This is a genomic window from Intrasporangium sp. (genome assembly GCF_032907665.1).
GTDB lineage: Bacteria > Actinomycetota > Actinomycetes > Actinomycetales > Dermatophilaceae > Intrasporangium.
The window spans coordinates 1-25539 of sequence record NZ_JAJJPG010000044.1 but is presented as its reverse complement, the minus strand read 5'-3'; the positions used below and the strand labels follow the sequence as shown (position 1 = coordinate 25539).

Annotated in this window: 24 protein-coding genes; 8 read left to right on the top strand and 16 right to left on the bottom strand. The window is 71.6% G+C overall.

What is annotated here, in order from left to right; genetic code table 11:
- A partial coding sequence (gene smc, locus LOY02_RS08840; protein ID WP_317181982.1) for a chromosome segregation protein SMC occupies positions 1–3076 on the bottom strand: 3076 nt, incomplete at its 3' end.
- 163 nt (positions 3077–3239) lie between these two features.
- Between smc and LOY02_RS08835 the strand changes: the two genes are divergently transcribed.
- Positions 3240–3848, top strand: coding sequence for a VOC family protein (locus LOY02_RS08835; RefSeq protein WP_317181981.1), 609 nt, complete (start codon positions 3240–3242; stop codon positions 3846–3848).
- Between the two features lie 4 nt (positions 3849–3852).
- The gene (locus tag LOY02_RS08830; protein ID WP_317181980.1) at positions 3853–4482 is read left to right on the top strand and encodes an MSMEG_1061 family FMN-dependent PPOX-type flavoprotein; all 630 of its coding nucleotides are present in this window, start codon (positions 3853–3855) and stop codon (positions 4480–4482) included.
- Between the two features lie 157 nt (positions 4483–4639).
- On the opposite strand, the gene LOY02_RS08825 is transcribed toward LOY02_RS08830, so the two are convergent.
- Together LOY02_RS08825 and LOY02_RS08820 are read right to left on the bottom strand one after the other, a co-directional pair.
- Positions 4640–4945, bottom strand: coding sequence for a chorismate mutase (locus LOY02_RS08825; RefSeq protein ID WP_317181979.1), 306 nt, complete (start codon positions 4943–4945; stop codon positions 4640–4642).
- Positions 4946–5022: 77 nt separating this feature from the next.
- Entirely contained in the window at positions 5023–5313 is a 291-nt protein-coding gene (locus LOY02_RS08820; RefSeq protein ID WP_317181978.1) for an acylphosphatase, read from the bottom strand.
- Positions 5314–5545: 232 nt separating this feature from the next.
- On the opposite strand from LOY02_RS08820, the gene LOY02_RS08815 reads away from it, so the two are divergent.
- Positions 5546–7645, top strand: coding sequence for an acyltransferase family protein (locus LOY02_RS08815; RefSeq protein WP_317181977.1), 2100 nt, complete (start codon positions 5546–5548; stop codon positions 7643–7645).
- Here LOY02_RS08815 and LOY02_RS08810 read toward each other — a convergent pair.
- The 11 genes from LOY02_RS08810 to LOY02_RS08760 form a co-directional block, all read right to left on the bottom strand.
- On the bottom strand, positions 7623–8573 hold the full coding sequence (locus LOY02_RS08810) for an MOSC domain-containing protein (protein ID WP_317181976.1): 951 nt from the start codon (positions 8571–8573) through the stop codon (positions 7623–7625). The two genes, LOY02_RS08815 and LOY02_RS08810, sit on opposite strands and share 23 nt — an antisense overlap.
- The gene (locus LOY02_RS08805) at positions 8570–10498 is read right to left on the bottom strand and encodes a M3 family metallopeptidase (RefSeq protein WP_317181975.1); all 1929 of its coding nucleotides are present in this window, start codon (positions 10496–10498) and stop codon (positions 8570–8572) included. The genes LOY02_RS08810 and LOY02_RS08805 overlap by 4 nt, the downstream gene beginning before the upstream one ends.
- Positions 10499–10554: 56 nt before the next feature.
- Complete coding sequence (locus LOY02_RS08800) at positions 10555–11832, bottom strand: hydroxyacid-oxoacid transhydrogenase (RefSeq protein WP_317181974.1); 1278 nt, start codon at positions 11830–11832, stop codon at positions 10555–10557.
- A 136-nt stretch (positions 11833–11968) separates the two neighbouring features.
- Positions 11969–12829, bottom strand: a complete 861-nt coding sequence (gene mutM, locus LOY02_RS08795) for a bifunctional DNA-formamidopyrimidine glycosylase/DNA-(apurinic or apyrimidinic site) lyase (protein WP_317181973.1) — start codon at positions 12827–12829, stop codon at positions 11969–11971.
- Positions 12829–13614, bottom strand: a complete 786-nt coding sequence (rnc, locus tag LOY02_RS08790) for a ribonuclease III (protein ID WP_317181972.1) — start codon at positions 13612–13614, stop codon at positions 12829–12831. The genes mutM and rnc overlap by 1 nt, the downstream gene beginning before the upstream one ends.
- A gap of 19 nt (positions 13615–13633) precedes the next feature.
- Positions 13634–13828 carry a 50S ribosomal protein L32 gene (rpmF, locus tag LOY02_RS08785; protein ID WP_317181971.1) on the bottom strand — a complete coding sequence of 65 codons (195 nt, stop codon included), beginning with the start codon at positions 13826–13828 and terminating at the stop codon, positions 13634–13636.
- Between the two features lies 1 nt (position 13829).
- On the bottom strand, positions 13830–14405 hold the full coding sequence (locus tag LOY02_RS08780; RefSeq protein ID WP_317181970.1) for a YceD family protein: 576 nt from the start codon (positions 14403–14405) through the stop codon (positions 13830–13832).
- A 94-nt stretch (positions 14406–14499) separates the two neighbouring features.
- Positions 14500–14988 (bottom strand): pantetheine-phosphate adenylyltransferase, encoded by a 489-nt coding sequence (coaD, locus tag LOY02_RS08775; protein ID WP_317181969.1) that lies wholly within the window; start codon positions 14986–14988, stop codon positions 14500–14502.
- Between the two features lie 9 nt (positions 14989–14997).
- The gene (rsmD, locus tag LOY02_RS08770) at positions 14998–15579 is read right to left on the bottom strand and encodes a 16S rRNA (guanine(966)-N(2))-methyltransferase RsmD (RefSeq protein ID WP_317181968.1); all 582 of its coding nucleotides are present in this window, start codon (positions 15577–15579) and stop codon (positions 14998–15000) included.
- 1 nt (position 15580) lies between these two features.
- Positions 15581–17821 carry an ATP-dependent DNA helicase RecG gene (locus LOY02_RS08765; RefSeq protein WP_317181967.1) on the bottom strand — a complete coding sequence of 747 codons (2241 nt, stop codon included), beginning with the start codon at positions 17819–17821 and terminating at the stop codon, positions 15581–15583.
- Positions 17822–17823: 2 nt separating this feature from the next.
- Entirely contained in the window at positions 17824–19689 is a 1866-nt protein-coding gene (locus LOY02_RS08760) for a DAK2 domain-containing protein (RefSeq protein WP_317181966.1), read from the bottom strand.
- 188 nt (positions 19690–19877) lie between these two features.
- On the opposite strand from LOY02_RS08760, the gene LOY02_RS08755 reads away from it, so the two are divergent.
- Both LOY02_RS08755 and rpmB read left to right on the top strand, forming a co-directional pair.
- Positions 19878–20657, top strand: coding sequence for a fructosamine kinase family protein (locus tag LOY02_RS08755; protein WP_317181965.1), 780 nt, complete (start codon positions 19878–19880; stop codon positions 20655–20657).
- 161 nt (positions 20658–20818) lie between these two features.
- Positions 20819–21007 carry a 50S ribosomal protein L28 gene (gene rpmB, locus LOY02_RS08750; protein WP_317181964.1) on the top strand — a complete coding sequence of 63 codons (189 nt, stop codon included), beginning with the start codon at positions 20819–20821 and terminating at the stop codon, positions 21005–21007.
- A gap of 64 nt (positions 21008–21071) precedes the next feature.
- On the opposite strand, the gene thiL is transcribed toward rpmB, so the two are convergent.
- Positions 21072–22100 (bottom strand): thiamine-phosphate kinase, encoded by a 1029-nt coding sequence (thiL, locus tag LOY02_RS08745; RefSeq protein ID WP_317181963.1) that lies wholly within the window; start codon positions 22098–22100, stop codon positions 21072–21074.
- Between the two features lie 191 nt (positions 22101–22291).
- Between thiL and LOY02_RS08740 the strand changes: the two genes are divergently transcribed.
- Positions 22292–22525 (top strand): Lrp/AsnC ligand binding domain-containing protein, encoded by a 234-nt coding sequence (locus LOY02_RS08740; protein ID WP_317181962.1) that lies wholly within the window; start codon positions 22292–22294, stop codon positions 22523–22525.
- Positions 22526–22625: 100 nt separating this feature from the next.
- Entirely contained in the window at positions 22626–23051 is a 426-nt protein-coding gene (locus LOY02_RS08735) for a DUF3515 family protein (RefSeq protein WP_317181961.1), read from the top strand.
- A 26-nt stretch (positions 23052–23077) separates the two neighbouring features.
- Here LOY02_RS08735 and LOY02_RS08730 read toward each other — a convergent pair whose 3' ends face one another.
- Entirely contained in the window at positions 23078–24265 is a 1188-nt protein-coding gene (locus LOY02_RS08730) for a D-alanine--D-alanine ligase family protein (RefSeq protein WP_317181960.1), read from the bottom strand.
- A gap of 51 nt (positions 24266–24316) precedes the next feature.
- On the opposite strand from LOY02_RS08730, the gene LOY02_RS08725 reads away from it, so the two are divergent.
- Entirely contained in the window at positions 24317–25411 is a 1095-nt protein-coding gene (locus LOY02_RS08725) for a trans-sulfuration enzyme family protein (RefSeq protein WP_317181959.1), read from the top strand.
- Positions 25412–25539 lie beyond the last annotated feature (128 nt).

Below are 25539 nucleotides of genomic sequence, written 5' to 3'. Positions count from 1 at the left end.
GCTTCGAGCTCTTGAGGTCCTCGAGCTGCTCGGTGAGGAACTTGTGCCGCTCCTCGAGTGCCGAGAACTCCTCGAGCGCGAGGGGGTTGATGCGGCCGAGGGCGTTGAGCTTGCGCTCGGCCTGCCTGAGCCGCTTCTCCTGCGCCTCGCGGACGAAGGGCACCGGGTCGGGCTGAGGCAGGTCCTGGTCGGCGTCTGGGTCGGGCACGACGGGCACGAGCTGGTGGGGGCCAAACTCATCGACGAGCGAATCAGGAGAGATGCCGAGCTCCTCGACGGCCTTCTGCTGGAGCTGCTCGATGCGAAGCCGCTGCTGGGCGCGAGCCACCTCGTCGCGGTGCACGCTGTCGGTGAGCTCGCGCAGCTCGTTCTGGAGGGTCGCGATGTCCCGACGCACGACGGCCAGCTCGGCGTCACGCTCGTTGCGAGCGGCCTCAGCGGCACGCCGTGCGGCATCGGCATCGTCGGCGGAGTCCACGAGCAGGCCGTGCGCCCACGCAGCGGCGACCCGCACCGCCTCGGCCACCTGCGCCTCGCGCTGGCGGCGGGCCCGCCTCGCGGCGAGCCGCTCCCGCGCCTCCTCCTCGTGGCGTGCGCTGCGTTCGAAGGCGTCGGCACGGTCACGCAGGGCACGGGCCCGCTCCTCGCGCGTGCGCAGGCCCAGCCGCAGCTCGGTCTCTGCAGCCCGCGCCTCCCGGGCGAGCGCCTCGAGCCGGTCACGCTCCTCGGTCGACGGCTCCGCCTCGATCTCCCCCTCGGCGCTGGCCGCCTCGAGTCGCTCGAGCAGCTCGGCGTGCTCGGCCTGGTCGGCCTCGAGCGCGTCCCGGGCGTCGGCGATGGCCTTCTCGGTGCGTTCCACCTCTGCCCGCGCAGCGCGGAGCGTCTGGCCGAGGGAGCCGAGCCGCTCGGCGATCGCCGACATCCGGGCGTCGCTCTCGTGGAGGCGCTCGAGCAAGCCCTCGACCCGCTCGCTCAGGTCAGCCCGCGTCGCCTCCGCCGCAGCAGCCGCGAAACGGGCCTGCTCCGCCTCGGTCGTCGCGCGGGCGACCTCCTCCTGGGCCGCCTCGAGGGCGGCCTGCAGCTCGATGAGGCTGGGTGCGCCGTGACTGCCGCCCCGGACGAGGCCGGGTGAGTAGACGTCGCCATCCCGGGTCACAGCTGTGACCTCCGGGTGGCGCCGCACGACGTGCCTCGCCTGGTCGTCGTCGTCGACGAGCGCCACGCGGTCGAGGGCGCGGTCCACGGCTGGGCGCACGGACGCGGGGCACTGGACGACGTCGCGTGCCCACCGGGTGCCGGCGTCGAGCGCCGGCCACGTCGAGACGTCCACGCGCCCGGCGGACTCGGGGACGAGCAGGCTCACCTGCCCGGCATCGTCCGCGCGCAGCGTGCCGAGCGCTCGTCCAGCCGCGTCGAGCGAGCCGACCGCGAGCGCCTCCGCCGCGGTCCCGAGAGCGGCTGCGACGGCGTTCTCGAGGCCGGGCTCGACGGTGACGAGCGAGGCGACCGAGCCGAGTATCCCGTGGGCGTCGAGGTCGTCCTGCGCCACGGCGAGCAGGGCGGCAGCGCCGTCCTTGCGCCTCAGGCTCAGCTCGAGGGTCTCGACCCGTGCAGCGGCGGTGGTGCGGGCCCGATCCGCGGCCTGCTCCGCCTCTCGCCACCGGGCCACCTCGGCCTCGGCGGACTCGAGCTCCGCAGCGGCCTGCTCGTAGGCGGTGTCGAGGCCCTCCTCGCCCTCCTCGTCCTCGGCGACGCTCGCCTCGAGGTGCTGGAACTCGCGCTCGGCCTCCGCGGCGCGGGCCTGGGCCTGCTCGGCGGTGGACCGGAGCCGACCGATCTCGGCCTCGCGGGCCTCGATGCGGGAGGCCTTGGCGCCGACCTGGCCACCGAGCTTGGCCAGGCCCTCGCGGCGGTCAGCTGCCGCCCGGGTGGCGCGTGCCAGACGGGTCGTCTCCTCGGCATGGTTGCGCTCCGCCTCGGTGCGCGCGAGGACGGCCCCGTCGAGCGTCGCCTGGATCTCCTCGATCTCGGCGAGCAGGATCGCCTCCTGCTCGCGGACCTCGGCGGCCTGCGCCCGCAGCTGGTCCGGGTCGCGGGTCGACTGGCTCTCGTCCGCCTCGCCGTCGTCCTCGCTGAGCAGGCGCACCCGCTCCGAGGCGAGCGAGAGGGTGCCGGACATCCGCTCGACGAGACGACTCAGTGCAAGGTACTGGTCCTGGGCGAGCGTGAGGGCGGGACGGGCCTCCTCGGCGGCTGACTCGAGGGTGCCGAGGCGGAGGTTGAGGTCGGCCATGGCCTCCTCGACCTCCGTGCGGCGCGCAATGAGGGCGGACTCGTCGGCCACCTCCTGCTCGAGCGTCGACATGAGCTGGACGAGGTCGTCGGCGATGAGGCGGAGCCGTGCGTCTCGCGCCTCGGTCTGGATGACGGCCGCCTTCCGCGCGGTCTCTGCCTGGCGCCCCAGCGGTCCGAGCTGACGACGGATCTCACCCGTGAGGTCCTGGACCCGGGTGAGGTTGGCCTCCATCGACTCGAGCTTGCGCAGGGCGCGTTCCTTGCGCTTGCGGTGCTTGAGGACGCCGGCTGCCTCCTCGATGAAGCCGCGCCGCTCCTCGGGGGTGGCCCGCAGCACGGTGTCGAGCTGGCCCTGGCCCACGATGACGTGCATCTCCCGGCCGATGCCGCTGTCGGAGAGCAGCTCCTGGATGTCGAGGAGCCGGCAGGGCGTGCCGTTGATGGCATAGTCCGACCCGCCGTTGCGGAACATCGTCCGCGAGATCGTCACCTCGGTGTAGTCGATGGGCAGGGCGCCGTCGGTGTTGTCGATCGTCAGGGCGACCTCGGCCCGGCCGAGCGGCGCCCGCCCGGAGGTGCCGGCGAAGATGACGTCCTCCATCTTGCCGCCGCGCAGGGACTTGGCCCCCTGCTCGCCCATGACCCACGCGAGCGCGTCCACGACATTGGACTTGCCGGAGCCGTTGGGCCCGACGATGCACGTGATGCCCGGCTCGAGACGCAGGTGGGTCGCCGACGCGAAGGACTTGAAGCCCTTCAGGGTGAGGCTCTTGACGTACACGACCCAGTGGTTCCTTCTGCCGACCTGCTGTGGGACCCGCTCAGTGACGTTCAGAGACGGTGCCACTTGCGAAAGATCCCGGTCAGACTACCTGCCGGCCGGAGCGGATCCGGGGAGGTCGCGGGGAGCCGGCCCAGCGGCATACGGCACTAGGGTGACAGCGGTGAGCACGCTCGATCACCTCGTGGTCGCCGCAGCAGACCTCGACGAGGGCGCCCGCTGGGTCGAGGATCACCTCGGCGTGTCGCTCGAAGCAGGGGGCCGACATGACGCCTTCGGCACCCACAACCGCCTCCTGTCGCTGGGCCCGGAGAGCTACCTCGAGGTCATCTCCGTCGACCCGGCCGCGCCGGCCCCGGGTCGCCCGCGGTGGTTCGAGCTCGACACGGTCGCGATGCGCGATCGGCTGGCCCGGGGCCCGGCGCTCGTCCACTGGGTCGCACGGGTCAGCTCGCTCGCCGGCGAGCCGGACGTCCTGGAGCTGCGCCGCGGGGTGAACGAGTGGGCACTCACCGTCGCGCCAGATGGCCGTATGCCGCTGGGCGGGCTCTCGCCGTCACGCATCCTCTGGCGCACTCCCCCACCGTCGACCACGCTGCCCGACAAGGGAATCCGGCTGCTCGAGCTGAGGCTGTCGAGCCCCGACCCCGGCCCGTTGGTCAAGGCGTTGGCGGGCTTCGACGGACCCGTCGTGGTGGAGCCGGGCCCCTACCGCCTGACCGCGACCCTCATCACCCCGGCCGGCCCGGTCGAGATCGGGAGCCTACGCTGACGGGGTGAACGACCTCCACACGATCACGTCCGTCGAGCGACTCCTCGAGGTGTACCCCAACCAGCCCGGGGCAGCCTCGATCCGCAAGGAGTCGCCGGTTCTCACTCCTGCCTACGCCGCGTTCGTCGAGGCCGCGCCCTTCTGCGTCGTGTCGACCGTGGGCCAGGGCGGGCTCGACCAGTCGCCACGTGGCGACGCGCCCGGGTTCGTCAGGGTCCGCGACGAGCGGAGCCTGGTCATACCCGACCGACGCGGCAACAACCGGCTCGACACGCTGCGCAACCTCATCGCCGACCCGCGTGTCGGACTCCTCTTCCTCGTGCCGGGAGTGGGCCACGAGCTGCGCGTGCGCGGCACGGCCCTCGTGTCCACCGACCCGGAGGAGCTGGCCCGACACGAGGTGCGCGGCGCACGGCCCGCCTCGGTCCTCGTCGTGACCGTCGAGCGCGTGTACTTCCAGTGCGCTCGGGCGATCAAGCGCTCGCGCCTGTGGGACCCGGGCAGCTGGCCGGATCCCGCGTCCGTCCCGAGCGCGGGACGGATGACGCTCGAGGCCGGCGGTTTCGAGTCCCAGCAGGAGGCCCAGGACTACGACGCGGCACTGGACGAGCGGCAGAACGCCACCCTCTACTGACCGCGGTCCCTGCTGCACCACGCCCCCTGCCGCACCACGCCCCCTGCTGCAGCACGCCCGGCAATGCGCACCACGCCCCGCGGCAACACGCCCGGCAATGCGCAACCGACCCGTGAAATATCACGTCGGAGTTGCGAGCTTCCGGGCGTGTTGCGGGTCACTCGTCGCCGGACGCGATCCGCTCGTGATGGTGGATCACCTCAGCGATGATGAAGTTGAGGAACTTCTCCGCGAAGACGGGGTCGAGGCCGGCCTCGTCGGCGAGGGCGCGCAGGCGGGCGATCTGGCGGTCCTCACGGGCAGGATCCGCCGGCGGAAGGTGGTGCTCGGCCTTGAGGCGACCAACCTGCTGCGTGCACTTGAACCGCTCGGCGAGCAGGTGCACCAGGGCGGCATCGATGTTGTCGATGCTGTTGCGCAGGCGCAGCAGCTCGGCGGGCATCTCGGGTGCGTTCTCGCTCACGACGTCAGGCTAGGCGACTTCCCCACAACCCTCCCGGCCCGACCGAGGAGCGGACCGGAACGCAGGTCGTCCCCGAATCAGCGCTCGACGAATCCCGTGAGGTCGTCCCGCACGCTGCCCTGCTGCGCGACCACGGAGACGACCTGTCCCGGGCGGCCGGTCCGCGTCGGCTCCTCCCGGAGGAGCTCCTCCATCCGGGCCACGGCGTCGGGCGGCCCCTGCGCCACCACCTCGACCCGACCGTCCGCCATGTTGCGCGCGTGTCCCGCGAGACCGAGCTCGAGCGCCCGCGCCCGGGCCCACCACCGGAAGCCGACCCCCTGGACCCGGCCACGCACGAACCAGGTCACCCGCGTCACCGTGCTCATGGGCCCACCGTAGGACGTGCCCGGCCGGTGCCCTTGGCCCGCCCACCGCACCGGCACCTCCACTCGGGGACCAGCCCAGCGGCATACAGCACCCGTTGGCACCGGGCGGGCACCTCCCGCGCGCCTCCGCACCACCGGCCCCAGGCGTCCCTATGCTCACAGACGGGGCCGGCCCGCGCAGGCCGCGCACGGAACCTCGATCGGAGCCGTCGACGGCGAAGAAGGGAGCCAGGTGACGACCTCGGCCACACCTCGAGTGGCCCGCAGCGCGCAGTCGGTCGCGGAGAAGGACATCCCGCGAGCCGGTGGCCGCGCGTCGTCCCAGGCACCGGGCAGGACGCGCTCCGCACGCCGGATCGAGGGACTCGACGGGATCCGCGCCCTCGCCATCGTCGCGGTCCTCGTCTTCCACCTCAACGCACCATGGCTGCCGGGCGGCTTCCTCGGCGTCGACGTCTTCTTCGTCGTCTCCGGCTTCCTCATCACGACCCTGCTCGTCCGCGAGCACGAGCGGACGGGCCGGATCGGTTTCCGCGACTTCTGGGTGCGCCGAGCGCGGCGGCTCGTGCCCGCCCTCGTCGTCACCGTGACGGTGAGCACCCTCATCGCCCGGCTCGTCAGCGCCGACCTGCTCGTCCATGTCGGACGCCAGATCGTCGGCGCCCTCACCTTCTCGACGAACTGGGTCGAGATCACCGCAGGGTCGAGCTACTTCGACCAGACCGCCCCACAGCTGTTCATGAACTTCTGGTCCCTGGCGGTCGAGGAGCAGTTCTACCTCGCCTGGCCCGCGCTGACGCTGCTCCTCGTCACCGTCGCCACCGCGCGGACCCGCGTCGCTGCAGCCCTGGGCATCGCGATCGTCTCGACCGTGCTCATGGCCGTCCTCGTGGAGCCCGGCGTCGACGCGACCCGCGTCTACTACGGCACCGACACGCACCTGATGGGGCTGATGATCGGCGCGGCCCTCGCCTTCGCCTGGGCGAGCCCGGCGCTGGCCCTGCGGATCCGGCCGTCATTGCTGGGACTGCCCGGTCGCCTGGCGGTGCCGGTCGCCGCCACCACCCTGCTCGCCTGCCTCCTGCTCCTCGACGAGTCCGACATCGCGACCTTCCGTGGGGGCATCCTGCTCGCCTCCCTCGCCAGCGGTGTGCTCGTCCTCGGCGTCCTCGACCGAGTGCCCGGTCGCGGCCCGACCCTGTGGCAACGCGTCACCGGCCATCCCGTCGCAGTGTGGGTCGGGGTGCGCTCGTACTCCATCTACCTCTGGCACTGGCCGGTCATCCTGCTCGTCGCCCGGGACAACCCCTCGGCCCCGGGGACCGTGAGCCACCTGCTGACCCGTGCTTGGTGCGTCCTCGTGACCCTGGCTCTGGCGGACCTGACCCACCGGCTGGTCGAGACGCCCTTCCGGCGGCACGGCTTCCGTGGCGTGCTGCGCGTCGTCGGTGACCACCTCCTCTCGTGGTCCCGGCGCACCCGCCAGGTCGTCGCCGCAACCACGGTGACGGCCACGTTGGCCCTGGCCTTCGTCGTTCTCACCGCCCCCGACCAGTCCGAGACCGCACGCATGCTCGAGGCCAACGAGGCGGCCGCTGCCGCTCGGGCAGCCGTTGCCGACCCGGCGCAGGCAGGACGGGTTGCTCCCACCGGCACCGCGAAGACACCCTCGTCAGGGGCGACCTCTCGAGCCCCTTCGACCACGACGCCCGCCAGGACGCCGGGGACGGGCTCAGCGGGAGCCCCTGCGGTCGGGGAACCGACCGCCAACACATCCGTCGACCCCGCCGACGCCAAACCCGACTTCACCATGCCGACGGGCAAGGAGATCGACGGCTACGGCGACTCGATGATGGTCGGCAGCATCCATGCGCTCGACTACTACTTCCCCGGGATCCGGATGGACACCAAGTCCAACCGCCGCTGGTCCGATGCCCTCACGGCCGTCAAGGCGCGAGGTGAGGGCAACCGCCGTGCCGTCGTCCTCGCCTTCGGCACCAACGCGGGCGTCGAGGCCGACGACGTCCGAGCGGTCCTCGACGTCCTCGGCCCCGACCGCATGGTCGTGCTCGTCAACCTCATGGGGCCGTTCGCGCGGATCGATGATGACAACGCGGCACTCGAGGCGATCGCCCGGACGCGCCCCAACGTCGTCGTCGCGGACTGGGCCGCCGCGGTGCGCGACCACCCCGAGCAGCTCCAGTCGGACCGGATCCACCCGAGCCTCAAGGGCTCCCACCTCTTCGCCAAGACGGTTCGCCAAGCGCTGGCAACGCTGAGCGAGCGCCACACCGGCAAGGCGGTGCCGCTCAAGGACCTGCCGATGCCCTGACCGGCGGGGCTGGCGAGGCTGGCGAGACGAGGACCCGGTCCCCGACGGCGATGGCGGCGTCAGGTCCGAGCGGAAGCACGGGAGTCAGGCGGATCCCGAACCACGTGGCACCGTCCCACCTCCGGTGACGGGCCAGGGTGCGGATCGGCTCCTTCGTCGTCTCGAGCGTGCCGCGATCGATGGTCGTCATGACGCACCGATCGCAGACCATGGTCCGACGCAGGGTGACCGTCCCGATCCGCACCTCGTCCCAGCGGTCCTCGGCGAACGGCACGTCGCCGTCCACGACGACGTTGGGCCGGAAACGGTCGTGGCCGATCGGATCGCTCCCACCCTCGCCGAGCCAGCCGTTGAGCCGGCCCAGCGAGGCATCGGTCGTCAGCAGGATGGGCGCCGCGTCCGACAGCGAGTTCATGTCCCCGGGACGGCCCCCGAGCTCAGGCTTGATCGGCCTGGTGGCATCCTCGCCCTGCCACACGAGCCGCACGGGGAGACCCAGCCGCTTCGAGAGCCACTCATCGGCCACGGGACCCGCCGGCAGTGCCGTGGACTGGCCGGTGTGACTCACCGGGATCGGCTCAGCCCCCAGTGGTTGGCTGACCTCGAGGACGTCACCCTCGCGGTCGACGATCCGGATCGACCTCGTGGTGGCGACATCGGCTGGCGCGGAGTCGGCTGGGACGGAGTCGGCTGGGACGGAGTCAGCTGGGACGGGATGGGGTGATGCGGCATCCGCGGGCTCGGCCCGAAGGCCGAGCAGAGCCTTCACCTCACGCGCCGTGACCTTGGTGCCGGACGCGTCGACGATGCCCCAGCGGCGGTCGCCACGCAGACCCCGGGCATCGACCGGACACGACTCGAGCGCGACACCCGCAAGGGACTTGACCGGATAGAGCGTGAGGGCGGTGACCCGCAGGGCGCCCGTCACTCGGCGAGCCAGGCTGCATAGGAGTCGAAGGTGTAGGGACGACCGAGGAAGTCCTCGACGAGGTCAGCGGCGTCGCGGCGGCCACCCGGGGCGAGCACCTTGTCGCGGTAGGCACCCGCGACCTCCGGATCGAAGAGGTCGGCCCGGTCGAAGGCGGAGAACATGTCCTTCGCGATGACGAGGGACCACATGTACGTGTAGTAGCCGGAGCTGTAGCCGTCGAGGTGCCCGAAATGGCAGTGCATGTGGGTGTCCTCGATGTAGGGGAACACCGAGTACTGACCCATGAGCTCCTTCAGCCGCCCGGTGAGGTCCGCGGTCTCGTTGACGTGCAGGTCATAGGACAGCGCGGCGTAGAACATCTGGGTCCGGGCGTCGTAGCCCTTCCCGAAGTCGTCGGCGCGCCGCATCGCGGCGACGAGGTCGGCGGGGATCGTCTCCCCCTCCGCGTTTCGCGCGAAGGTCGCGAGAACGTCTGCGTCCCAGGCCCACTCCTCGAGCATCTGGCTCGGCGCCTCGACGAAGTCCCATTCCGTGGCCACCCCCGAGAAGCGAACCCACTCCTGGTCCCCGCCGATGACGTGGTGGACGAGGTGACCGAACTCGTGGAAGAGGGTGACGACCTCGTCGTGCTCCATGAGGCCGCGGTTGAAGTTGCAGACGAGGACGCCCTCGGGCAGCTGCACGCCACGCACCCCGCGGACGAGGTCGAACTGTGCCGCGTGCTTGTACTTGCCGTCCCGTGGGTGCAGGTCGAGGTGGATGCGCCCGATCCGCCTGCCCTGGAAGGAGACGTCGAACGTCGCGACCTCCGGATGCCACGTCGGTGCGTCGCTCACTGCCGTCCACTCGAGCCCGAAGAGCCGGCCGGTGACGTCGAGCAGGCCCTGGCGGACGGCTTCGAACGGAAAGTAGGTGCGCACCCGCTGCGCGTCGACGGCGAGCTGCTCCTTGCGGACGAGCTCGGCATAGTACGCGGTGTCCGCCCCGTCGATGTCGGTGGCGTCGGGCCGGTCCTGACGCAACCGGTCGAGCAGGACGGCCTTGTCGCGGGCGGCACGGTCCCCGGACAGCTCGGTGATCCGGTCGACGAACTCGGCGATGGCCTTGCCCGTGCCGATCATCTTGACCTCGGCGTCGTAGTCGGCCCACGAGTCGTAGCCGAGGAGGGCTGCCGTCTCCCGCCGCACGGCGAAGATGTCCTGGAGCACCTGGTCGTTGGCCGGCCACCCGATGGTGAGGAACTGCGTCACGAGGTCCCTGCGGGCGTCCGCGTCCTTGGCGAAGGTCCGGAAGGGCACGACGTCCGGGTAGTCCGTCGTCACGGTGACGAGGCCGTCGTCGTCGACGGGGTGGGCGTCGATCCAGTCCTGCGGCATGCCCTCGAGCTGCTCCGGGCGCACCCGGATGGAGCGCACGTTCTCGCGGATGTTCTTGCTGAACTCCTGGCTCAGGAGCAGGCCCTTCTCGCTGAGCTCGCGCAGGCGCGCTCGCGTGGCCTCGTCGCGATCCACGCCGGACCGGCGGAAGTCGCGCAGGGTCCGCTCGAGCAGGCGGGCGGCGTCTGCGTCGAGGCCGGCCGCGTCGAGCGCGGCGAAGACCGCGTAGAGGTCGGGGTCGAGCCCCAGGTCCGTGTCGAGCTTCTGGACGGCCTGTGCGACCCCCTCGGCTCGGTCCCGAACGGCCTTTTCCGGGTGAACCTCCGCGAAGAAGGAGCCGACGGCCGCGGCGTTGGACAGGGCGAGCTGGGCGTCGTTCCAGACCCGCAGCACGTCGATGGTCTCCGTCGGCGGACTCGCCTTGAGCTGGTCGACGAGGCTCGTGGCGCGCTCGAGCTCGTCGTCGCCGCGCCTGCCGACCCAGTCGAGCCAGTCAGGCCCGGATGCGTCGGCGGGAAGGGACAGGGGCAGGAGCTCGGTCGTCACGTCGGAACTGTATGCCGCTGTGCTGGGTTCTCGCCCGATGTTTCCTCCCGGGTGGCTCAGTCCCAGAGCCTCAGGGAGCGTCTGAAGATCCCGGCGAGATCGTCCTCGGTGACGGTCCTGGGACTCGTCGCGAGGAGACGCTGCTGCTTGAGAGCGCCCTCGACGAGGGCATCGATGTCAGCCTCGAGGTAGCCGACCGCACCGAGACCCGACGGCAGGCCGATGTCTCGCATGAGGTCGAGCAGGACCCCGGGCAGCACGTCCCGGCGCTCTCCGTCCCACGGACCGCGCCGCTCGGGATCGAGGAACGCCGCCGCGGCGAGGTGCCGCTCCGGGCTGGCGTCGAAGGTCCAGCGGAAGGCCTCCGGAGCAGTGAGGGCGACGGCCATTCCGTGCGGCACGATCGGCTCGTCCTGCGGGTAGTCCCGCGGGCGGTAGTCGCGGACCCGCCCTGCGACGGGGTAGGCGTTCGCGTGCGGCACGTGCACGCCCGCGTTGCCGAAGCCCAGGCCGGCGAACGTCGCAGCCAGCGCCATCTCTCCCCGGGCCGCCTCGTCGTCGCCGTCCCGCACGGCGGTGCGGAAGGCGTGGGCGAGCAGGGTCATCGCCCGCTCGGACCACAGGTCCGCGATGGGGTTGGCGCCGCAGTAGGGCACCCGCTCCTGAGGCTGTTTCCGCGCGTAGCTCGAGTACGGCTTCGCAGTCCAGCTCTCGAGGGCATGGCACAGGATGTCCATGCCCGCGCTGGCGGTGACCATCGGCGGCTGGGTCATCGTCAACCGTGGGTCGACGACGGCGAGGGTGGGACGGAGCCGCTCGTGGCTGATCCCTGTCTTCACCTCGAGGGCGAGCACGTCGAGGACGCAGATGGTGGTGCTCTCGGCACCGGTGCCCGTAGTGGTGGGAACTGCGATGAGCGGGAGCAGGGGGTGTCGTGGCGCCCGGGCGCCACCGATGGGCGCATTGACGTAGTCGAGCAGGTCGCCGTCGTTGGTGAGCATGAGGTCGACGGCCTTGGCGGTGTCGATGGACGAACCCCCGCCGATGGCGACGACGGCGTCGAAGGGCCCCTCGGACCTGGCCCTGTCGATGGCCGTGGCCAGGCTGGCGTCGGTCGGCTCGACGTGCGCGGAGTCGTGCACGACCCCCACGACTCCGTGTTCGCGCACCTGGCTCGCCACACGTTCAGGCACACCTGTGGCCAGGACGCTGGGGTCTGTGACGATCAGGACGCGATGGGCGCCGAGCTGCACGAGGTCGTACCACAGCTCGTCGGAGGCGCCCGGCCCGAAGCGCAGTCGCGGCGCAGCGTAGGTGAAGACCGACTCGTTCATGGAGGACACCCTTCCAGCGATGCCTCCGTCACGGGCGCATCGCAGCAGCGCATCTCACCGGACGGACCACGCGGGCCGCGCGGGCCGAGCCGGCAGGAGATCGGACGTCCGGTCGGCCGGGTGCCGGAAGCCGGGCTCAGCGTGGGCGGCGGGTCCTCGGCCTCGGCTGGCAGGCCGGGCACGAGTACGACGACCGGTTCATGAAGTGCTCGCGGCGCATCAGCGACCCGCACCGGTCGCACGGCGTGCCGGCCCGGCCGTAGGCGTGCAGCGACCGGTCGAAGTATCCGCTCGCACCGTTGACGTTGACATAGAGGGCATCGAAGCTGGTGCCGCCCTGGTTCAACGCCTCAGCCATGACCTCCGTGGCGTGGCCGAGGATGCGCCCCAGCGTCGGCTTCGTCAACGCCGAGCAGAGCCGCTCGCCGTGGACCTTGGCCCTCCACAGGGCTTCGTCGGCATAGATGTTGCCGATGCCCGACACGAGCGACTGGTCGAGGAGAGCGCGTTTGACGGCGCTCTCCCGCCGCTTCATCCGGCGGATGACCGCGCGCTGGTCGTAGGACGCCTCGAAGGGGTCCGGCGCGATGTGGCGCACGGCCTCCGGGATGCCGTCGTCCGCGAGCGGGGAGAGTGCCAGTCCGCCGAACGTGCGCTGGTCCACGAACCGCAGCTGGGGACCGTCGTCCGCGAAGACGAAGAGCGCATGCAGGTGTTTCTCGCGCGGTGCCTCCGCCGGTTCGACGAGCATCTGGCCGCTCATCCCGAGGTGGATGATGAGCGCTTCGTCGCCGTCCAGGACGAGCCAGAGGTACTTGCCCCGGCGGGCTGCCCCTGTGACCACCGTGCCCTGCAGGCGCGCGGCGAGATCCTCGGCGCCCGCAACGTGGCGTCGCGCGACGCGTGGCCCGGTGATCTCGGCCCGTTGGACGCAGCGGCCCACGACATGGTCGGCGAGGCCGCGACGGACCACCTCGACCTCAGGCAGCTCCGGCATCAGGTCGCGCGGGAGCGGTTGACAGTCACCTCTGATGCTGCCTCGGCCAGGTCGGCGCGGCGGCGGTCGAGCGTGTGCCAGGCCTCCTTCGCGGCCTTCTGCTCCGCTTCCTTCTTGCTCCGGCCGTGTCCCTCACCCAGGACCTCGGCGCCGAGGACGACGCGGGCGTGGAACTCCTTCTCGTGGTCGGGACCCTGCTCGGCGACTCGGTATTCAGGCGCTCCCTGGCCCACGGCCGCTGCGACTTCCTGGAGGCTCGTCTTCCAGTCCAGGCCCGCCCCCAGGGTCGCGGCCTCCTCGATGAGGGCGTCGAAGTGGTGGTGGATGAACTGGGCCGCGTGCTCGATGTCGGCAGACAGGAAGACGGTGCCGATGAGGGCCTCCATCGTGTCGGCCAGGATGGAGGCCTTGTCGCGGCCGCCCGTGGCCTCCTCGCCCTTGCCGAGCATGACGTACTGCCCGAGGTCGAAGGTCCGGGCGACGTCGGCCAGGGCGCGCATGTTGACGACCGCGGCCCTGAGCTTGGCCAGCTGTCCCTCGGCGAGGTCGGGGTGTCCGCGGTAGAGGGTCTCCGTCACGACGAGGCCCAGCACGGAGTCCCCGAGGAACTCGAGCCGCTCGTTGTTGGGGACCCCACCGTTCTCGTAGGCGTACGAGCGGTGCGTGAGGGCACGCAGGAGCAGCGGCTCGTCGATGTCCTGTCCGACCACCTCTCGGAGGTGGGCCAACAGGGCATCGACGGGCCGCTGCGGGACCGCCGGAACACCCGTTGCGCCGTCGCTCACGGGAATGCCCACGGGCGGCTCAGGCCTGGTGCTCGGTGCGCTCGGCAGCTGCGTAGTAGCGGCCCTTGTAGGTGCCGCAGGACGGGCACGCGATGTGCGGCCGCGCGGCCGCGCCACACTGCGGGCAGGTGGTCAGCGTCGTCGGCGTCGCCTTCCAGTTCGCACGACGCGAACGGGTGTTGGATCGCGACATCTTCCGCTTCGGGACAGCCACGTCAGTTCCTCTTCTCTTGCGGGTCGTCCTCGAGCAGTCCGCTGAGGGCCGACCATCGGGGGTCGATCACTTCATGATGGTGGTCCGGGTCCTCCGCGAGGTGGATCCCGCACTCGGAGCACAGCCCCGGGCAGTCGTCCCGGCACACGGGTTGGAACGGCAGCGTCGGCACGACCGCGTCCCGGAGCACGGGCTCGAGGTCGACGAGGTCGTCCACCAGTTCGTACACGTCGTCCTCGTCCGAGTCGCCGGCCACCTCATGGTGGTGCGCCGCCCGATCGGTGTAGGCGAACAGCTCCTGGAACCGCCCGTCGACCTCGAGCTCGACGGGATCCAGGCACCGCACGCAGGCACCGGTCGCCGTGCCGGAGACCGAACCCGTGACGAGCACCCCCTCGACGACCGACTCGAGCCGCACCGCGATCTCGACCGGAGTCCCGGCCTTGATCGCGATGACCTCGGTGCCGAGATCGTCAGGGAGCACCACCGTGCGCGTGAGCTCCTGCATCGTCCCGGGTCGCCTGCCCAGCTCCCGGGTGTCGAGCACCAAGGAGGAACGGGGATCGGGACGGTCCATGGCTCCTGCACAGCGGTAGGTGTGGATTCGGCCCGCGCCAAGGCAGACGTGGACCGACGTCCAAGGCTACCGGAGGGGGCAGGTGCGCCCCAAATCAGCGCAACCTCGCCTCGAGCGCCGCCAGAACGGCGTCCGGGACGAGGCCGGTGACGTCTCCCCCGTAGCGCACGACCTCCTTGATGAGCGAGCTCGACACGTGCTGAAGGTCCGGCGCGGAGGTGAGGAAGAGGGTCTCGACGCCGGTGAGGTGACGGTTCATGTGGGCCATGGGCAGCTCGTAGGCGAAGTCGGTGCCACCGCGCAGGCCCTTGACCATGGATCGGGCACCCACCTCGACGCACACGTCGACGACGAGCCGGTCGGCCCACGCGGCGATGCGCACGTTGTCGACGTGGGCGAGAGACTGGCCGAGCAGGTCGAGCCGCTCGTCGACCGTGAAGGTGCCCTGCTTCGCCTCGTTGTGCAGGACCGCCACGACGACCTCGTCGAACAGGCTCGCGGCCCGTTCGATGACGTCCACGTGCCCGTTGGTCACGGGGTCGTAGGAACCAGGGCACACGCAGCGGCGCGATTCGCTCGTCACGCGGCCAACCTACGCGACGCCGCCACTGATGGGCGGCTCCGCGAACCAGATCATCGTCTCGCCGTAGCGCTTCTCACCGGAGAGCTCGAGGCCGCGCGGCCACGTCGGTTGCGGCGACCGCGTCGAACGCTCCACGACGACGAACGCCTCCGGAGCGAGCCAGCCCTGCTCGACGAGCGCGGTGAGCACCGCCGTGAGAGCCTCCTCGCCGACGTCGTAGGGCGGGTCGAGGAAGACGAGGTCCATTCGGATGCCGCTGGGCGGGCCCGCACTCAGGACGCGCTCGACGGTGTCGTTGAGGACGCGGACGCCAGCCACCCCCACGACCGCGACGTTGTGGGCGATCGTCCGGGCCGCTCTCCTGTCCGACTCGACGAGCAGGACGACGGATGCCCCGCGGCTCGCGGCTTCGAGACCCAGCGCCCCGGAGCCCGCATAGAGGTCGAGCACGTGCGTGTCATGGAGCAGGTCGTGGTGCTCGAGGCGGCTGAAGAGTGCTTCTCGGACGCGGTCCGACGTCGGGCGGGTCATGGAGCCGGGTGGGGTGCGCAGGGTGCGTCCCCCGGCGGTACCGCTGATGATCCGTGTCATGTCACCCCCGCTCCAGCCACGCGGCCTGGTCCTCGTCGAGACGCACGGCCACTGCTGCGGCGAGCGCGGGGTGCTCTCGCAGGTCCGGGTCCTCGTCGACGAGGGCGAAGGCGTCCTCCCGGGCCTCGGCGATGATCTGCTCGTCCTCCGCGCGGGTGAGCCTCAGGTGGCGGATCGAGTTGCCGCGTCCGCTCTGCCGGGCGCCGAGGACGTCGCCCTCGCGTCGGGCGAGGAGATCGGCCCGGGCCAGCTGGAAGCCGTCGGTGGTGCTCGCGACCGCCTGGAGGCGCTCGACCGCCCGATCTCCGGGGTCCCGGGTCATGAGGAGGCACAGTCCGGGGACGGAACCGCGCCCGACGCGTCCGCGGAGCTGGTGCAGCTGCGAGATCCCGAACCGGTCGGCGTCGACGACGACCATGACCGAGGCGTTCGGGACGTCGACGCCGACCTCGATGACCGTCGTCGCGACGAGGAGGTCGACCTCGCCGGCGCCGAAGGCCTGCATCGTCGCCTCCTTCGTCTCCGGGTCGAGGCGTCCGTGGAGAACGGCGATGCGCACCCCTTCGAGCTCGGGTCGAGCGACGAGCTCGTGCCACATCGCATAGACACCGGTGAGCTCCTTCTCCGGTGGTGAGGGCGACCCGTCGTCCTCCGGCGACCAGTCGACCGGTTCCCAGCTCGCCGCGTCCTCCTCGGAGGTGTCGGCGGACAGGATTGAGCCCGGGTCCGGGTCGCCGATCCGTGGGCAGACGACGTAGGCCTGGTGTCCTTGGGCGACCTCCTCGGCCACTCGCTGCCAGGTCCGCTCCACCCAGGCGGCGCGGTCGGCATCGACGACGTGCGTGGCGATCGGCACCCGGCCCTGCGGGAGCTCTCGCAGGGTGGACGTCTCCATGTCGCCGAAGACGGTCATCGCGACGGTTCGCGGGATCGGGGTCGCGGTCATGACGAGGACGTGCGGGGGCCTGGCGCCCTTCTCCCGAAGGGCGTCGCGCTGCTCGACCCCGAAGCGGTGCTGCTCGTCGACGACGACGAGGGCGAGGTCGGCGAACTGCACATGCTTCTGGATCAGGGCGTGGGTGCCAACGACGATCCCTGCCTCGCCGGACGCGGCGGCGAGCAGCGCGGCGCGTCGGGCACCGGCGCTCTGGCTCCCCGTGAGCAGGGCGACCTTGGTGCCGATGTCGCTCCCACCGAGCATCCCGCCCATGGCGAGGTCGCCGAGCATCGCCGTGATGGACCGGTAGTGCTGGGCCGCAAGGACCTCGGTCGGCGCCAGGAGGGCGGCTTGGCCACCCGCGTCGATCGCGGCGAGCATCGCACGCAGTGCGACGACGGTCTTGCCCGAGCCGACCTCGCCCTGCAGGAGGCGGTGCATCGGGCGCTCCCGGGCCAGCTCCGCCTCGAGGACCTCCCCCACGGCGCGCTGGCCGGCGGTGAGCTCGAAGGGAAGTCGCGCGTCGAACGCCGTGAGCAGGCCTCCCGGTCTCGGGCGGCGTGGGGTACCCATCACCGTCTCGGAGGCCTTGCGGCGCTGCGCCAGGATCGTCTGGAGCACGAATGCCTCGTCGTACTTGAGCCGGCGCAGCCCGGCGTCCGGGCTCTGACCCAGGGGCGGACGGTGCACGAGCTCGAGTGCCTCGGCACGTCCGAGCAGCGACCGCTTCAGGCGCACGTCCTCCGGGAGTGGCTCGCGCACCCGGTCGACGGTGTCGAGCGCGTGGTGGACGAGCTTGCGCATCCGGAAGGCGTTGAGCTTGCCCGTCGTGGAGTACACGGGCACCCAGTGGGTGCGGTAGTACTCGACCTCGGCGTCCGCGCTCTCGGTGCCGATGAGCTCGTAGTCGGGGTGGGTCAGCTGGAGGCGGCGGCCGTAGGTGCCGATCTGGCCGATGAAGAACCCCCGCACCCCGGGCATGAGCTTCCGCTCGTGGACGTAGGCGTTGAAGAACGTGACGTCGAGCTGGTTGCCCGCGTCGTCCGCGAGCACGACGGTGAGCATCTTGCCGCGACGGTTGCGCATCGGCCGGGTCGTGGCCTGGGCCACCTCCGCGACGATGAGCACGTTCTCGCCGACGTGCAGGCGCGAGAGATCGGTGAGCTCGTTGGGCCGCAGGTACTTGCGAGGGACGAACTCGAGCAGCTCGCCGACGGTCTCGACGCCCTTGTTCTTGGCCATGGCCGCGGCCTCGGCCTTCTTGAGCAGCTTGGTGAGGTGTGACTCCTCGGTGAGCACGGCCATGGTCACTCGACCCCGATGAGCGCGGTGTAGACCGGCTGCCCCCCGTCGAGGACACCCACCTCGACACCGCGGTGGGCCGCACGGACCGTGGCTTCGATCGCGGGGACGAGGCCCTCAGGGGCGGAGTCGCCGAGGACGACGGTGACCATCTCGCCGCCGCTGGACAGCAGTCGGTGAACGACCTCGCGCGCCACGGCGAGCTGGTCGGAGCCCACGATGACGATGTCGCCGTCGACGACGCCGAGGACGTCGCCCGGCTCGCACGGTCCCCCACTCGTCAGGCCCACCCGGTTGGCGATGGTCACGGCGCCGTGGCGCGTCCCGGAGGCGGCCGACTGCATCGCGACGAGGTTCGTCGACGGCGCCGCCGCCGCCTCGAAGACGGCCGCGGCCGCCACTCCCTGGACGGCGGTGCGGGCGCGGACCACGAGCGCCTCGATGCCCTCGTCGGCGACGGCCCGTGCCGCGGCGGCTGCGGCGAGCTCCGTGTCGGTGTCGTTCGGGAGGACGATGACTCCCCGCACGCCGGTGGCGTGCTGCTGCCGGATCGCCTCGATGAACTGCCCGGTCGTCGCGCGGTGCCCGGGGCCCGATGGCAGCGCGATGGCGCCGGCCTCCTCGAACACCGCCGCGAGGCCGGCACCGGCGGCGCAGGCGACGATGCCTGTGGCGTCCGTCCCGCGCGCACCCGCTGATCCCGCTGATCCCGCCGCTCCCGTGGAGCCCTCTGCTCCGCCGGCCGAGACTGTGCCGGATCCGGCCTTGGACACGGCGTCCGCACCCGGCGTCGCTGCGTCGTCGCCCGCGCCGAGAGCAGCACCGTGCGCCGGCTCGCCGCCATGACCGTGGACCGGGTAGGCGGCCCCTTCGTCGGGGAGCAGCCGCGTGATCCGGACCCGGTGAGGACGACCGGTATCGATGCCGGCCTCGACCGCTGCGCCGGGGTCGTCGACGTGGGCATGGACGTTCCACTCCCCGTCGCCGCCGACGACGAGGACAGAGTCGCCGAGCGCAGCGAGTCGGCTGCGGAGGTCGGGGATGCGGTCCTCGTCCTCGACGGCGAGCAGGTACATCACCTCGTACTCCGGTCCAGGGGCCTCACCCATCGGGACGACGTCGGCGTCGAGCGGCCGCGTGACGAGAGGGGCTCCGGGCTCGACATGGAATCGCCCGCGCCGGTCCGACGAGGAGAGGCCGAGGACGACTCGGCCGTCGTCGCCGGCCGCGAGGCGCTCGAGGCACTCGAGGATGAGGACCAGCCCGGCGCCACCGGCGTCGACGACTCCTGCACGGGCGAGGACCGGCAGCTGCTCGGGCGTCCGGGCCAGCGCCTCCTGGGCGGCAGCGAGGACGCGCACCGTCAGCGGGTGCAAACCACGGTCGTCGCCCTCCCCCGATGCGAGCGCCGCGGCCCGGGACACCGACAGGATCGTGCCCTCCTTCGGATCCGTGACGCCCTGCCACGCCCGCTCGTCAGCCTTGACGAGCCCGGCGGCCAGCTCGCGAGCAGCGATCACCGGACTGTCCGCGATCCCCTCTGCGAGGCCGCGCACCAGCTGGCTCAGGATGACTCCCGAGTTGCCGCGGGCGGTCCACAGGAGGTGTCCCGCGAAGCCCTTGAGGAGGTGCCCGACGCTGTCCGGCGGCGGCTGCCCCGCATCCTGCGCGAGCATCCGGTCGAGGGCGGCATCGAACGTGAGGTAGAGGTTGGTGCCGGTGTCACCGTCAGGGACGGGGAAGACGTTGAGGGCGTCGATCTCGGCTCGACGCGCGGCGAGGACGGAGCGAACGAGCACGGCCCAACGACGCACTGCATTGACGTCGAGAGCCTCGAGGGCTCCCACCGGGCTCAACGACCCGCTTGTCATTCGGCTCCTTCCGCTTCGTCGACCCTGTCTCTCCACACCTGTCTCGCCACACCTGTCTCGCCACACTGTCCGCCACGTCTGCCGCTACCGGCCGCTGGAAGGTCCGTCGCGGTCCGGCGGCGGGTGCTGACCGGCAGGCTACTGCGTCGCCCCGACGACCTGCTGCGTCGGCCGTCTACCGTTGCCTCGTGTCTACCCGACGAGACCCCGCCGTGCACCGCAAGACCTGGCCACGGGCCCCCGAGGGCTACTTCGAGGCGGAGGCGGCCGGGCTCAGGTGGCTCGCCGAGGCGGAGCGGCTCGGCGGCGCACAGGTGGTCGAGGTGGTCGCCGTGGCTCGCCAGCACATCGACCTCCGACGTCTCGCGACTGCCCCCGCAACACCTGCGGCTGCCGCCGCCCTCGGCGAGGCGTTGGCGGTGACCCACTCCTTGGGAGCCCCCTCATTCGGGTCCCCACCGGCTGGCTGGACCGGCGACGCGTGGATCGGGAGGCAGCGACAGCGCAACGAGCCGGAGCGGTCCTGGGGCCGCTACTTCGCCGAGCAGCGGGTCCGCCCGTTCGTCCGCAAGGCCGTCGACGTCGGGCACCTCGACCCGGCGGGCGCCGCGGTGATCGATGCGGTGTGCGACCGGATCGCGGCGGGCGAGTACGACGACGACCGTCCACCGGCACGGATCCACGGCGACCTCTGGTCGGGCAACGTCATCTTCACCCCCGACGGCGCAGTCCTCATCGACCCTGCCGCCCACGGCGGCCACGGCGTGACCGACCTCGCCATGCTCGCCCTCTTCGGCTGCCCTCACCTCGAGGTCATCCTGAGCCGCTACGCCGACGCCATGGGCCTGGACCGGGGCTGGGAGCGACTCATCCCCCTGCACCAGCTTCATCCGCTCGCGACTCACACGGCGTCTCATGGGCCCGGATATGCCCGCGGACTCGTCGAGGCCGCACGCGCGGTGGCCTGACCGGGCCTGCCGTTTTGTTGAGGTGGCGTCCCGTCGGCTACTCTTGACCGGTTCCCTTCGCGTTCGCGGGTGACGCACGCCCCGCGGGCGTGTCGAGCGCCCGAGGCGGCCCGAGCGGGACACCATCACTTTCCGTCCAACCCGACCATCAGGAGATACCCGTGGCTGCCAACTGCGACGTCTGCGGCAAGGGACCGAGCTTCGGTCACAACATCTCGCACTCGCACCGCCGCACCAAGCGCCGCTGGAACCCCAACATCCAGCGCGTCCGGACGCTGGTGGACGGTGTGACCCCGAAGCGGATCAACGTGTGCACCTCGTGCCTCAAGGCAGGCAAGGTCGTTCGCTGACCCTCGTCCTTCCGCGCAAGGCCGGCTCCCTCAGGGATGCCGGCCTTCGTCTTGCCCAGCCGCATCATCCCTGACGGGGGTCATCCCCGACCGCGTCAGTTCCGGCCCCACCACCGCCGAAATGATCCCATCCGGTCTGCCGGGCCGTCCGTCCCTCGACGAGGACGCCGGGTGCCTCCGCAGGGCGTGGGGCGCGCACCGACCCGATGCCGCGCCACCCCGTCGGCAGGTCATCGGGGAAGGTGGCGAGCAGTGAGTGCTCCTCTCCCCCCGCGAGCACGCAGTCCCAGGCGGTCTCCTCGCCCACGGCGCCGGCGACCTCGGCGACGTCGGCGGCCAGGGCCACCGGGTCGAGCTCGAGGACGACTCCGCTCGCCCGAGCGATCCGGCCGCCGTCCCTCAGGAGTCCGTCCGACACGTCGAGCATGGCGCTCGCACCAGCCGCCGCTGCCTGTGGGCCGGCCCCGAGTGGCGGCGAGGGGCGCCGCTGTCTGGCCACCGCCGTCGTATGCCGCTCCGCTTGGTCGTGCGTCAGCAGGTGCAGTCCCGCTGCCGCGAGTCCGAGGGAGCCACACACCGCGACCCGGTCCCCCGGCCGAGCGCCGGAGCGCAGGACGGGTTCACCGTCGAGGTTGCCGAGGGCCGTGACGGAGATCATGACGACCCCCGCCGGGGCCGACGACAGGTCACCGCCCAGCACTGCGACGTCGGCACGGTCGCACGCCTCGGCGATGCCGCGTGCGAGGTCGACGACCCACTCCAGCGAGACCATCGGGTCGGTGACCAGGGTGATGAGCACGCCCGTCGGACGGCCGCCCATTGCTGCCACGTCGGCGAGGTTCTGGGCGACGACCTTGTGACCGATGTCCGCGGCCGACGACCATGCATCGAGCCAGTCCCGCCCGAGCACGACGGTGTCGGTGGTCACGATGGTGCGTTCCTCGGTCGCCAGGACGGCGGCGTCATCGCCCGGGGGGACGATGAGGTCCGGCGAGCTGCGGAAGAGCGGAAGGATGTGTCCGAGGACGTCCTCCTCCTCGAGGCCGCGCAGCGGCGTGCCACCCGTCAGGGTCGGTCCCAGGCGGCTCGGCACGAATCAACACCTTTCTCGTCGCATCGGGCGCTGTCGCGCAGGTCTGCAGGGGACGGGCGTCCTATGGCAAGGTAGCGTCAGGGCACGGCCCTTGGCACATCGGATCCGTCGCGGCGGATCCGGCGTTCGGGGACGTGGAGCCGGTCTCCCGCCGGAAGCCAAGCGCAGGTCGTCAACAAGTGAGGTGACACGTGGTCCAGGCGTACATCCTGATTCAGACCGAAGTCGGCAAGGCGGCGACGGTGGCAGAGGCGATCGCCGGCATCACCGGTGTGACCCTCGCAGAGGACGTGACCGGTCCCTATGACGTCATTGCGCGCGTCGAGGCGGCCAACGTCGATGACCTCGGACGACTTGTCATCGCCAAGCTCCAGGACGTGCCCGGCATCACGAGGACCCTCACCTGCACCGTGGTCCACGTCTGACCCACGGCCCGCGTCCCCCGCCCCGGGTCCCCCGGCACCAGTTCGACCAGTGCAGCCGAGACCGCCGCTCACCATCACGCCTCGGACGCACCGCCACAGGGTGACCGCGGCGTGCTGTGGTGTCCTCCTGCTCGTTGCCGCCTGCACAGCCGCGCCCGACGTTGCGCTGGCGCCGCTCGCCGACGAGGCCGCCTGCTCGACCATCGACTGGCCGGCGGAGGTGAGCAACCTACCGGCCGTCGCCACCACGCCTGACCACCCCTCGGTCTCGGCGTGGGGGAACCCCCCGATCATCGCGCGCTGCGGGCTTCGCGCAGCGGCCCCGACCGAGGACTCCTGCGTCGACGTCGACGGGGTCGACTGGGTGGTGCGCCAGCTCACCGACGGGACGGCCGCAGTCACCTACGGTCGGGAGCCGGCGATCGAGGTGCTCGTGCCGCAGGAGCACGGTCCGGTGCCCCTGCTCCTGCCGGCGTTCGGCGCCGCGGCCCGGTCACTTCCGGAGACCGGCAGGCACTGCAGCTGAGCAGGTGGCGGCGGCACGGGGGACGCTCAGCGCAGGCCGGTGCGGCGCTCGAGCGCGAGCGAGACGAGCTCGTCGATGAGCTCGGTGTAGGTCAGGCCCGACGCTGCCCACATGCGGGGATACATGGAGTGGGGCGTGAAGCCGGGCATCGTGTTGATCTCGTTGACGAGGATCCGCCCGTCATCGGTGTAGAAGCAGTCGACGCGGGCGAGGCCCTCGCAGCCGAGCGCGTCGAAGGCTGCCGCGGCGAGGCGCCGCACCTCGTCGGACACGTGATCCGGGACCGCCGCGGGGCAGGTGAGGTCGACGTCCGCCTCGGCGAGGTACTTCGCCTCGTAGTCGTAGAACTCGTGGTTGTCATGGACCGCCACCTCGCCGACCTGCGAGGTGCGGGGCGCGTCGGTGCCGTGTCCCTCGAGCACGGCGCACTCGAGCTCGCGCCCTGAGATCCCCGCCTCGACGATGACCTTCGGGTCGTGCTCCCTGGCCGCCTCGATGGCCGCCTCGAGGTCGCTCGGGTCGTCGACCTTGGTGATGCCGATCGAGGATCCGGCCCGCGCGGGCTTGACGAAGACCGGGTAGTCGAGGGCGGCGCAGGCCTCGAGCGCGGCGGCGCGATCGGCGCGCCAGGCCCGGTCGGTGATGACGGTGTAGGGCCCGAGGGGCAGTCCGTGGCCGGCGAAGACGACCTTCATGTAGTGCTTGTCCATGCCGGCCGCCGAGGCGAAGACCCCGGAGCCGACGTAGCGGATGTCGGACAGCTCGAGGAAGCCCTGGAGGGTGCCGTCCTCGCCGAAGGGGCCGTGGAGCAGCGGCAGGACGACGTCCACGTCGCCGAGTTCCTGCGGCGGCTGACCGGCCTCGAGGACCTGGAGCGAGGTTTCGCGGGTCGACAGCGGCAGGACGACGTGGGCGTCGTCGGGGAGCACCTCGGGCGTGCGGCCGGCGGTCAGCTCGAACCGCGCGGGGTCGTCCGCGGCCAGCACCCACTGCCCGTCCCTCGAGACGCCGATCGGGACGATGTCGTACTTGTCGCGGTCGATCGCACGCATGACCCCGGCGGCAGTCGCGCACGACACCGCGTGCTCCGAAGAGCGCCCACCGAAGATGATGGCGACCCTGGGACGGCGAGTGCGGTGCCCGTTGGGAGAGGCGTCGACGGCGTTGGGTCGTTCGGGTTCGTTTGCCTGCACGGGCTGCTGGTCGCTGGTCATCAAGCGAGACTCTATACGGGCAATCGCTGCTCCGGCCGATACGCTGACGCGGTGAGCTCGACCCCGGAACGACCCGCCGACGACCTCCACGTGGACACGGTGATCGTCTCGGCCGGTCGGCCGCCCCGCGAGCCGGGCGCCCCGGTGAACCCGCCGGTGTACCTCACCTCCACCTATGTCGCCGACGGGCCGGTGACCTACGCCCGTGGCGGCAACCCGACCTGGGACGCCTTCGAGGCGGTGCTGGGCCGCCTCGAAGGAGGAACTGCGCTGGTCCACGCCTCGGGCATGGGCGCCATCTCGGCGGCGCTCTCACTCGTCCCCGGTGGCGGCACGGTCGTGGCGCCGGACACGACGTACAACGGCACGGTCGACGTCCTCCAGGCCTTCGAGAAGGCCGGCGGCACCGTGCGGCGTCGCCACGCCACCGACACGGCCGGCTTCATCTCGGACCTCGAGGGTGCCGACCTCGTCTGGCTGGAGTCCCCGACGAACCCGCTCATGGACGTGATCGACCTGCCCACCGTGCTTGCCGCCGCCCGCGAGCACGGGGTCGTCAGCGTCGTCGACAACACGCTGCCGACCCCGCTCGGGTGCCGGCCGCTCGAGCTCGGGGCTGACGTCGTCGTGCACTCCGCGACGAAGTACATCTCCGGGCACTCCGACGTCCTCCTCGGCGTGACCGTCGTCGCGGACGACGAGCGTGGCGGCGGCATCGGCGAGCGGCTGGCCCTGCACCGCACCCTCCACGGCGCCATCGCCGGCCCCATGGAGGTCTACCTCGGTCTGCGGGGGCTGCGCACCCTCGCCCTTCGCCTCGAGCGGGCCGGCTCCAACGCCGCACAGCTCGCCGCGCGCCTCGAGGGCCATCCGGCCGTCGAGCGGGTCCGCTACCCCGGCGCCGGCGCGATGCTCTCCATCGACGTCGCCGGGGGCGCGGAGGCGGCGGACCGCGTCTGTGCCGCCACGCGCGTCTGGGTGCACTCGACGAGTCTCGGCGGCGTCGAGTCGCAGCTCGAGCGGCGACGGCGTCTGCCTGCGGAGCCCGAGTCGGTGCCGCCCAACCTCATCCGCCTGTCCGTCGGGATCGAGCACCTCGAGGACCTCTGGTCCGACCTCGACCAGGCTCTGAACGCCGCCCTCTGAGGGCTCCTCCAACACGAGACCGTATGCCGCTGGGCCGGCTTTGGGGCCACTCGACTGTCGGGTGGGCGGCCCCGCACGACGAGTGGCCTCAAATGCACGGATTTTGGGGCCACTCGACTGACGGGTGG